At 45.2% G+C, this 9,882-nt stretch carries 6 protein-coding genes; 3 read left to right on the top strand and 3 right to left on the bottom strand.

Going from position 1 to position 9,882, the window contains the following annotated elements:
* Positions 1–194: 194 nt before the first annotated feature.
* Together ACR2PX_RS00635 and ACR2PX_RS00630 are read left to right on the top strand one after the other, a co-directional pair.
* The gene (locus ACR2PX_RS00635; protein WP_433997436.1) at positions 195–755 is read left to right on the top strand and encodes a hypothetical protein; all 561 of its coding nucleotides are present in this window, start codon (positions 195–197) and stop codon (positions 753–755) included.
* Between the two features lie 150 nt (positions 756–905).
* Positions 906–1,286: an IS66 family transposase gene (locus tag ACR2PX_RS00630; RefSeq protein ID WP_433997435.1), complete on the top strand. Its 381-nt coding sequence runs from the start codon at positions 906–908 to the stop codon at positions 1,284–1,286.
* A gap of 326 nt (positions 1,287–1,612) precedes the next feature.
* Here the strand turns inward: ACR2PX_RS00630 and ACR2PX_RS00625 are convergent, their stop codons facing one another.
* Both ACR2PX_RS00625 and ACR2PX_RS00620 read right to left on the bottom strand, forming a co-directional pair.
* On the bottom strand, positions 1,613–3,010 hold the full coding sequence (locus ACR2PX_RS00625; protein WP_433997434.1) for a cytochrome P450: 1,398 nt from the start codon (positions 3,008–3,010) through the stop codon (positions 1,613–1,615).
* 273 nt (positions 3,011–3,283) lie between these two features.
* The gene (locus ACR2PX_RS00620) at positions 3,284–3,592 is read right to left on the bottom strand and encodes an antibiotic biosynthesis monooxygenase family protein (protein WP_433997433.1); all 309 of its coding nucleotides are present in this window, start codon (positions 3,590–3,592) and stop codon (positions 3,284–3,286) included.
* A 404-nt stretch (positions 3,593–3,996) separates the two neighbouring features.
* Here ACR2PX_RS00620 and ACR2PX_RS00615 point away from each other — a divergent pair, with 404 nt between their 5' ends.
* On the top strand, positions 3,997–9,441 hold the full coding sequence (locus ACR2PX_RS00615; RefSeq protein WP_433997432.1) for a hypothetical protein: 5,445 nt from the start codon (positions 3,997–3,999) through the stop codon (positions 9,439–9,441).
* A 113-nt stretch (positions 9,442–9,554) separates the two neighbouring features.
* Here ACR2PX_RS00615 and ACR2PX_RS00610 read toward each other — a convergent pair whose 3' ends face one another.
* Positions 9,555–9,752, bottom strand: coding sequence for a hypothetical protein (locus ACR2PX_RS00610; protein WP_433997431.1), 198 nt, complete (start codon positions 9,750–9,752; stop codon positions 9,555–9,557).
* Positions 9,753–9,882: the final 130 nt, after the last annotated feature.

Here is a 9,882-nt window from a genome sequence, read left to right as displayed (position 1 = left end):
CCTTATGGTAAGACGTGTTAGATGATGAATTTTTGAATTGGTTCCCTAGAGGGATATAGTTTTTGATGGTGCTATTGGATGACTCGTTTGAAAATGCAGTAACCATAAAAAAGCCGCCCAATTGCTTGAATCCAGCCTGAATCAGAAAAAATCGTCTATATCTATATACTTTTTAAAAAATATAGGGGCATAGTATGAGAAGTCTTTTATTTGTCACATTAATCTTGTCTATTGGCGCTTTACAGGCTGAGTTAACAAAAGTTGATTCTTCAAATAAAAATTCATTTATATATAGAGATAATGATAAACAGGTCGATCAAAAAATTTCAATTACCGGTTATATCCCCTATGGACAAATCGATAATAAACTTCATCTTAGCTGCTTAAACAATCAGCCAGTTGTTGAAAATAGTGTTCAATTGAATATTGAAATACAGCATGTACAAGTTATTGAATTTTATAATTCAAGCCAGCCAAATTATAATAATAATATTGCTTATCTTATTAAAACAAGAAATGGAATTTTTTTCTTATATACACAACTAACGACTTCACTCCAAGTGGCAAGCTTAAACACTGTAACAGCAAACTTGCTTTCTTCAGCTAGGTTCACTGCTTTACATTTTGATTCAGGTGCATTTGCATCTGCTATCCCTGTATATAGTTTTCCCTCCGCTGCTCAAGTTCCATCAATGCCAGGGAAAGCACTGAACGATCTGCGTGGGTTACAATTGGCTTATTACCAGATATGTTAGGGGGAAGTAAAATTAAGAGCCCTTTGTTTAGCAGTAACTTTAGAATCCTTGAAGAAGCGGGCTTCTCAGAAATGCACCTAGACAGTGAGCGCTTTACGGTTCCCCCAGCTGCCAGTCTTTCTCCTGTCATCAACGCACGAGAAAGACATCATGAATCACCTTCCTGCTCCTGAGCTGCAGGGAGAGGACGCTGACCAGTATGAGGTCATCGACCACAAATACACCCATCGGCTGGCGCAACGTCCCGGCAGTCATGTCATCCTGAAATACCAGAGAGACGTCGTCCGGCACAAGCCGATTGCGGATGAGATATTAAACAGCTGCCTGGAAAGCAACGTTCTGGCTCTGGACGAGACACCGGGAAAAACCGGGCGAAAAAGCAAAGGCAAGATGCAGAAGGGGTACTTCTGGTGTTTTTATGGTGACCAGGATGAGATGGCCTTTATCTTTGCTTCCAGTCGTTCCGGTAACGTCATTGAATCTTACCTGGAAAACTTTGAGGGCGTGTTGCTGAGCGATGGTTACCGCTGAATACGGCCGACTCTGCCAAAAATATTCGCAGATCACTCACGCTGAATGCTGGACGCACAGCAGAAGGCGATGGGTATAGATCCAGATAAAAAACAGGTTCTCTTTTTGATGACATTGGCCTGATTCTTTTTGCGAGGTGGTTTTCTATTATGATATCTGCTTTACTGCTTATTCAGGGGGGAAACTACTTATTCTGAAGAGTGCCCGTTACAGAACCAGCGAGCAGTAGTAGACCGTATCAGGGCAGTATAGAGTAGTAAGGCAATCACAGTTTGTCTTATAAGTCAGATAAAAAGTACTGACTTATAAGACAGAGTTTTCGTTATTTATTGTCTTCTTTTAAGAACCAATGGCAGATCGTCCTGTTGTTTGGGCAATGGAAATGCCTGATGTTCAGGGTTGTATCCTGCGGGTACGTCCCAGTCGTACTTGAGCAGCATCTGGTGCATAAAGCATTTCACCAGCATCTGGGCAAAGTTCATGCCGATGCATTTGTGCGCCCCCCCGCCAAAAGGGACAAACTGGTGTGAATGTCGTTTATGCTCGGCCCGCTCAGGAGAGAAACGATCCGGATCAAACTTTTCCGGATTATCCCAGTGTTCGGCCATCATGTGAGTGTATTGGGGAGGGATATTCAAAACTGTATTGGCCGGTACATGTACGCCACCAATTTCACAGTCCCTGATGGTTCTGCGGGTATACATCATTACAGCCGGGTGCAATCGAAGAGCTTCGTTCTGGATATTATCCAGCTCGGTCATTCCCTTCAGGTCTTTGAAGTCCAGCGTTTCCTTGCCAATGTCCAGTGACTGCTGACGGGCTCTTTCCTGAATGTCTTTATTCTGGGCCAGGTGCTGCATGATGTAGTTTAAGTTGGAGGTAGTGGTGTCATGAGCGCCAAACAACAGGAAGTTAATGTGGTTGGCAATGGCTTCATCGCTGAAATAGTTGCCGTCCTCATCGGTTTCACGGCAGATCAGGCTAAACATGTCCTTACCATCACCGTTGCGTCGTTCTTCGATCTTACCGATCAGATAGCGCTGCATGTAACGTTTAGCCTGTTTACCTTTTCGCCACTTGGTGAAGGGAAGCAGAGGAGAGTCAACCCGTACCACTCCGATCAGGCCGTCAGCGATCTCGATGAAAAAATTAGACATCCGTTTGGCTTCGTCACCTTTAAAATCAGTGATGCCAATAAATAGCTGAGCTCCAACATCCAGCAAGGTTTCTTTGATATTGGGGAAAAAACGGAAGTCGTCCATTGTGTCCCATTGTTCAATACTTTCCTTGATGGTCTGATTCAATGTACTGGTATAATGCTGCATGGTGTCGAACTTGAATGCGGTCTGAAACATGCGTCGTTGTGATTTATGCTGGTCAAAGTCCTGGAGTAGCAGACCGCCATCGTAGAATTGCCCCAGGGTGGCTTCATAGCCCTTGGCAGTGGAAAAATTTTTGTCAGTATCCAGCAGTATCTGTTTATTGATATCAGCACCGACACAGAGCAGAACATTCTGGCCGATTTGTCCCAGTTTGGAGACAGGACCGTATTTTTTGTAATGTTCATCAACCAGATTATAGAAATCATTGACCAGGGGAATGGTTTTGCCAATGATGGGCAAACCAAGATCGCCATCGATGTGTTTAAGGTCGTTGTTGGTGGGTTTTTCCAGATAGGAAAGATCCATTGTCGGTGCGTTAGCCATAGTCGGTGCGTTAGCCATAGTCGCCTACCTTGTTATTCTTGTCTGACGTTGGGTTAACTGATCATCTGTCCTGAGTGACGCTTTATAATCTATCGACCGTAAAGATCGACATCAACTCCTATTACTTCGATAAAAAATAGATATAAATTACTGAAATATAACAATAAAAATAAATTTAAAATTTATTACTTCTATTATTTTGAGTGTAGGTAAAGTCAGACTCTGACTGAAGGGGAATCAGCCCCTCTGATCCTATTGTGGTGATTTTGAGAGGCTGTAGGAGTTGCGAAATTATGACCCCATTATTTTGCTGTAGTGTTCGACCTCCGGAAAGGGTTCATAAAAGTGGTGCAGCAGTTGTTTCCAATTCTGATACTCTTTTGAACCTCTGAAACCCTCGGTGTGATCTTGCAGTGTTTCCCAGTTCACCAAAAGCAAATAACGGCTGTCCTTCTCCTGACATTTCTGTAGTTGATGGGAGAGGTAACCTTTCATGCTGGCTATGATGTGCTGCGCCTGGGCAAAGGCCTGTTCAAACTCGGCTTCCTGTCCTGGTTTTACATCCAGGATGGCGACTTCTAATATCATTACTTTTCTCATCTTGTGACCCCAGGGACTCGTTGTCCCCGGGTTGATGGCAGTATTCAGCTTTCAGGATTCAGGCGAACTCGTCCCCAGGTGCTGTCGTAGGTCAGACGACCTTCCGGATCGATAGCAATGGGTGCAAAGTTGGTGTTGTATTTGTTGTTATTACAGACGGCAATAAAAGTACTATCGTTTTTCTATTATACGTCAGAGATAAGCTACTCAGAATACAAATAAAGACAATCGACTTAATCTTTACGAATCTCTTTCACGGCAAAGCTTTTTTTCTGAAAAATAAATGAAATGACCTTATTGGGGGTTGATGCCTGGTTGAAAAAAAGTCTGTGGAAGATCGGCTTAGTACTAATATTGACTGAGTTTAAATCCGAATAAAAACTGTTTCATATCCGGATGGTTATATGCTCAATGGTGTCAGAACCCGGTCTTTCTTTCAGGTCTTTCTGTTTTTGGCTTTTCTGGGCATTGGAGGGGAGAGTGAAGCAGCAATAAAACAGTTGGAAAAACTTTATGAGCTTTATGATGAAGACTTGTTGAAAAACGAGGGAATTCTTTCTGGTCATGCCTCTTACATGCTGACATCAGGACGTTGGTGTATAGAAGACAGTGGTATAACCATACCTCAGCCCAACAGTGCTGACGTTTATTTCATGCCAACAGGTTCTGAAGCATGTTTTAATCTTCTAAATCAATATTTATTATATCAACAATCACAGCCTCAGCAGCTGGCCCAAAACTTTCAAGTGGTTCATGGTGGCGGTCAGATGCATCCTCCAGAGATGCATCCTCCAGAGATGCATTACCCACAGCAGCAATATCACCCGGCACAGATGTATGGAGTTTACCCCGGTCAGCCAGCGTACATGCAGGCAGTCTATCCAATGTATTCCAATATACCGGGTCCGTTTTCAGCTCATGGTAATATGGGAGTGCCTCCTGATGTTGCTTTTGCTGGAGGATCGCCTCAGCTGATGACTTATGGGTATCAGCAGCCAGTGGGCTATCCCTCAGTCAATCAGGCTCCACTATGGAATCCAATGGCAACTGCTACACAGATACCTTTAACTCACTTCCCTCTTTCAGTCACTCAGTTCCAAGCTCCACCGTTCAATCCACCGTTCAATCCACCGTTCAACCCACCGTTCAACCCACCGTTCAATCCACCGTTCAACCCACCGTTCAATCCGGCAACCACTCAACCAGCAGTAAGTACAGCTCCACTGTATTCTTTCGGGAACTTTGTGGCAGGGCTTCAGGTAGATACAGTCTCAACCACGGTTGGATTGCAGCCTGATCATACAGAAGAGAGTGGCGTTCATTCTCAGGAGGAGGTTGCTAATGAGCCAGAGAAGGTAGCAGAAGAATTAGGCAGTGGGCTCAGTACTCAGAACTCAAATGATGGTGTGGCAGACGAAGTGGTTTCAACCCCTATGGTGACTCCCCCTTCTCTGAATCCGGAGTCACCACTTGCCGGTGTGGACATGATTCCTGATACTTCTACTTTGGGTTTAGTCAATGTTGAGCACTCGGTTGATTCATCCAGCCCGAATACCAATCTGCCCTTAGAAGAGAACGAGAGGGGAAGCGATGAGGTATCTCTTGAGGCAGATGCAGATGCACAGGAGCATGAGGCAGATGCACAGGAGCATGAGGCAGATGCACAGGAGCATGAGGCAGATGCACAGGAGCATGAGGCAGATGCACAGGAGCATGAGGCAGATGCAGATGCACAGGAGCATGATGCAGATGCACAGGAGCATGAGGCAGATGCAGATGCAGATGCACAGGAGCATGAGGCAGATGTAGATGCAGATGCACAGGAGCATGAGGCAGATGCACAGGAGCATGAGGCAGATGCACAGACCTTTTCTGGATACTCTTCCTCTGATTCTCCACAGCCAGAAGTGATTCCTTTAGTTTTGAGTGGAGAAGGTCATAAAAAGTTGAATGTTTATCCTGATCCAATAGTTCCTGGTGCAGATTTGGACCCAGAGGCAAGTCAACAGCCTTTGAATGAAGAAGATAGACTTGTTTCTCCCGAACCGGATAGTCCGCAAGAAGCTGAGGCTCAGACAGTCGCTGTTACGCAGGATACTGAGCAAGCGGATGAGGAAAGATCAGTGAATGATCCTCCCGGAGTAAATGAAGATCCTGAAGGTCCAGAACTAAAACATGAAGAAGTAGTCCCTGATAGCACCGTACAGGCTGGTTCAGACTCAAGTACATCGGGCGGTGATCAGGGGGGGGGGCCAACAACCACTCTTTCGCCAACACAGCCATCTTTTCCCTCGGCAGTGCCTCAATCTCAATCTCAATCTCAATCTCGACATCGGCCTCGCAGGGGGCGCCAACGATCTTCAGATAGTGACAGAGCTTCAGCCAGTAGAAGAGAGGGGACTGAGAAAGAGCCTGACCATCACGAACAGCCCGGGGCCTCAATTCCCAGAAAGCGTAATGTAGTGACCACTGCAGCCGCTGTTAAAGTAACAAAAAAAGCATGCTGTAAAGATGGTCCCCTTAATAAATTCTTTAAATGGCTTGCCAAACAAGGGAAAGAAAAATACAAGGCCGCAAAAAAAATCTTAGGGTTTTCAGGAAAGTCACGATCAGTCTCTAAACCGGGTAAACATATTCTTGGAAGATCATCAGGCGTCACAAAATCCACAATGAGAAGCGCCTACTCGCCTCTGCGCACCATTACGAAAGTAGCAATAGGAACGACCCTGATGTTACTGGGGGGAGGCTATACCTACTGGTATTTTTCGTCCAGCGAAGCGAATGATAACGACGACTCTTCAGAAGAGGCAGGAGATGAAGAGAGGTTGAACTGTCGGCAGAAGGGAGTAAGGCATAGTTTTTCTTCTGCCTGTGAATTACTGGTTGAGGAGGAAGAGGCTGCAGCCCAATTACTGATGCACTCCGGCCTTTTGCATTCGACGCATACCGCGCTACCGGTCTTTGCTGTCTATCAGAAAGATGGCGATCAGGTGTTGTATAAAAAGGACTGGCCTGTTGAAAGAGAAGGGCTGGTATTTGGGATCTCGGGATTTGTTCAGGAGATAGATCTCAAAGCAGACAGGCAGCCTGTGTATAACCTGAAGAATGACTATTTTATGGAAATTCTGATGAGGATGTCCCGTAAGGCGGTACACCATCTGGATGAGGAGCAGCGAAAACGGGCTCATGCCCGGGGGATGGATATTCTGAGCCAGATGATTCACTGGTGTGGTGTGCCGCTAGGGAAACCCGCCAAAGTAGTGCATGACCGTTGTATCAAGTGGGTCATGAATCAGGTTAAAAAAAATCCGATCTGGTATCTCAGCGGTATTCATCAGGTTTATTTTCAACAGCAATTGTCAATGGTGAGTCAGAAGGCGGGTCAGCATACTCTGGGCCTTTCTCCTGTTTATCCTGCTGGACAGGCAAACTTAAGTGGCTTGCTGGAGTATGAGGCCCGTGATTTCATAGTAAGTGATGATCGAAGCCGGGTGATCAATAAACCTGTTTTAACAGAATCAACCGGTGTTGAAGCATTGGTTCCTGAAAATGTCTCCAGCCAGTATGACCTGTTGATATGGACCCGGGGTAATGTCTGGAAGAAGGTGATGTCCGATGTTGACAGTCAGAGAGCCTTACGGTTTATACCAGGGAAAATTTATGGTGCAGCCAATCCCGGGGTACGTCTGCCCTATCAGTATCTGGTCTCAACAGGCCATCGTCTTATCAAAATTGATGAGCTGAACCTTGGGGACCATAAGACAGGCATCAGGCGGCCGGTTTCATGGCTTTTTGTCAGACAGTTGGGAGAGGTTGTGAAAGATGAACCTGAAACTGTGTTGTGGAATCCTGCTCGCGAACATCGTTGGACTAGTTTAGTAATGATTACCTTTTTGAATCATCTGGGCTTTCAACTGATTTGTCCTTCCGGTATCACAGGCTATTGTAATAATCAGATTATGGCGGGCATTGTAGTTACTGCTTTTTCACTCTTGCAATGGCGCATGCTGCTATCCATTAATCAGCCCATTCCCGACAAGCTGTTTGCTCGCTATCAGAGGCTGACAGAGTTATTGAAGCACTTCCAGAATAAGAGAGAATACAATAAAGCCAATATGTTACTGGCTCTGGCCTTGAATCAGGGAGTCCCATTAGGTTCCATTATTTATGAGGATGTAAATAAGTCCAAAAGGTCAAAGACTTACAAGCCGCTGGTACTGTTCGAATTAAAAACACAAATACAGATTTTCGATAGTACTTATCAAACCTGTGTGAAACAGTTTGGTGCCTGCAGCGAAGATCAAAGAGAGCACATTGAGTTCATGCGTTTCTATATGACAGTGTGTACGGACTCAGGTATAAATGGCTGTGTTAACTACTGGTCTCAAAACGCCAACCGAATGAGGTGGTTTGGGCTCATGCACAGTATGGACTGGGAAGATGAGTTAACATCGTTGACCCCCAAGCGGGGATGGTCAGACGTTGTCATAAAGCCTGAATTCGTTAGAGAACTCAACATGGAGTATAATTTTCTTATCAACCTGAGAGTTGGTAAATCAAATTTTTTTGGCAGTGATCGTTTGTTGGAAGTAGATGCCCGGTATTTTTGTCGGGCGTCTAGTCTGGAAAATAATTACAGCGATGATGAAGTGGTGAACTGTAAAATGGTTGGCACGAAAACACTGGTTGAATTTAAAAGGCCTGGGCACGTAATGCTTGTGCCTGAGTTCGACAACCGGTGGTCTCGAGCCCACTGGTTGTCTTTTAACAGTGGAAACCTTCTAACACCGCATTGGCAAAAGCAAGCGCAGTGGCAGAGTCAGCATGTCACCCACCTGACAGGAACGATGGATGAAGCCATCACAGCACTCCCGTTAAGCTTCACAAACCCAGTATCAGAACTTATTGTGGACACAGAGCCGCAATCCGATATTGATTCCGGGCCTGAATCTGTATGGATGGTTTCAAAAACTGGCAGCTACGTATCATCTGACCTGGCATTCTGTAATACGCTCTCGTTCGATAACCTTCGCATACTTTGTATTGGCCTGGATCTGAATTCTCGTACCAGAAAATACCTGACTCAGCTTGAAGATTATGGAAATAAAAGACAGTGGGTTTCACTATTGAACGAAGAGGTTTCTGAAGAAAATAATCTGCACAAAAAATTCACCATTGTCAGCAAGATTCGTTTCAGCAATTTATCGGTAGAACGGCTGCATATTCATCTGGAACTCATTCAGGCTTTCCCTGCGCTGGGCAACCAGGATGCACTGGACACATTACTGGCTTATGTCGGAATGATTCGGAAAGGTAATTACACGGCCGGAATAGAGGTTTATAAAGTGTTATATGGCCTTGTGCTCCAAGAGAACATGATCGAGCGACTTAAAGATGTTCAGTCAGTCCAGTGTTTTATGGATCGGATAGCCGAGAAGCACTGGTGTTTGCAGGGAGAGGCGTGTTTGATCCAGCTTCCGTATTGGGTGTCCAAAGAAGAGAGTTTATATTTTAGTTGGGAAGTCAAGCTGGCTCAAAGGAGAAGTCTGAAGTCGCTGGCCCCGTTTAAGTTGCTGGATACTGACAGGAAGTTGCAATTTGATGCGGAAATATATAAGTATGACCTGAAAACTTTTGGAGGAGTTGATCTGGAACTTCTAAAGTTAAAGCCTGTTGTTGGGCCCGACCCCTCCAGTTCAAGCCAAATCAGTATAGGTGTTGAAGGGATTCCTTTTTATGTGGAGCCCAAAGGTTCAGACCGATCTGATTTTATATTTGTTCTTGAGAGAGGCAAGCTCTATCAGGGAGCCTGTGATAAAGGAAAAATACACTTGGCGGATGAGGGATGAAAGCTCTACTCACATCTACAATGGTAACGGGTATATGAGTTTTTTGAAGAGTCTTTTGAAAGAACCGTGAGAAACATACTCAGGCTAAGTTGCCTGAGTACTGTGTTTGCCCTTCAGGGCTTAGGGTTCAGGCGGACACGGCCCCATGTAGTGCCATAGGTGATACGTCCTTCCGGGTCAATGGCCAGAGGGGCGAAGTTGGTGTTGTATTTGTTGTCTCCCAGAATCCAGTGAAACTTTTCAGAGCCGGTATTCCAGTCAAGGGCTTCCAGTGTCCACTCCCCATCGCGAACTCCTCCGGTGTAGATCATGTTGTGGCTCTTTTGAATTTCAAGTGGGTAAGCAGGATTCATTCACTCGGGTGAAATTCAGCTTGCCAGTCAGTAAATAAACCATAATTTTAAAGTGCGGTTTCTTATAGCCTCTTGCCTTTCGCTTGGC

The organism is Endozoicomonas sp., assembly GCF_051008435.1.
GTDB lineage: Bacteria > Pseudomonadota > Gammaproteobacteria > Pseudomonadales > Endozoicomonadaceae > Endozoicomonas_A.
This window is presented reverse-complemented; position numbering and strand designations above follow the sequence as displayed.

What these genes read in the sequence shown, in the direction of transcription:
- ACR2PX_RS00625 (WP_433997434.1), bottom strand. Translation starts at nt 3,010, where the DNA reads ATGGCTAACGCACCGACTATGGCTAACGCACCGACAATGGATCTTTCC.
- ACR2PX_RS00615 (WP_433997432.1), top strand. Translation starts at nt 3,997, where the DNA reads ATGCTCAATGGTGTCAGAACCCGGTCTTTCTTTCAGGTCTTTCTGTTT.
- ACR2PX_RS00630 (WP_433997435.1), top strand. Translation starts at nt 906, where the DNA reads ATGAATCACCTTCCTGCTCCTGAGCTGCAGGGAGAGGACGCTGACCAG.
- ACR2PX_RS00635 (WP_433997436.1), top strand. Translation starts at nt 195, where the DNA reads ATGAGAAGTCTTTTATTTGTCACATTAATCTTGTCTATTGGCGCTTTA.
- ACR2PX_RS00620 (WP_433997433.1), bottom strand. Translation starts at nt 3,592, where the DNA reads ATGAGAAAAGTAATGATATTAGAAGTCGCCATCCTGGATGTAAAACCA.
- ACR2PX_RS00610 (WP_433997431.1), bottom strand. Translation starts at nt 9,752, where the DNA reads ATGATCTACACCGGAGGAGTTCGCGATGGGGAGTGGACACTGGAAGCC.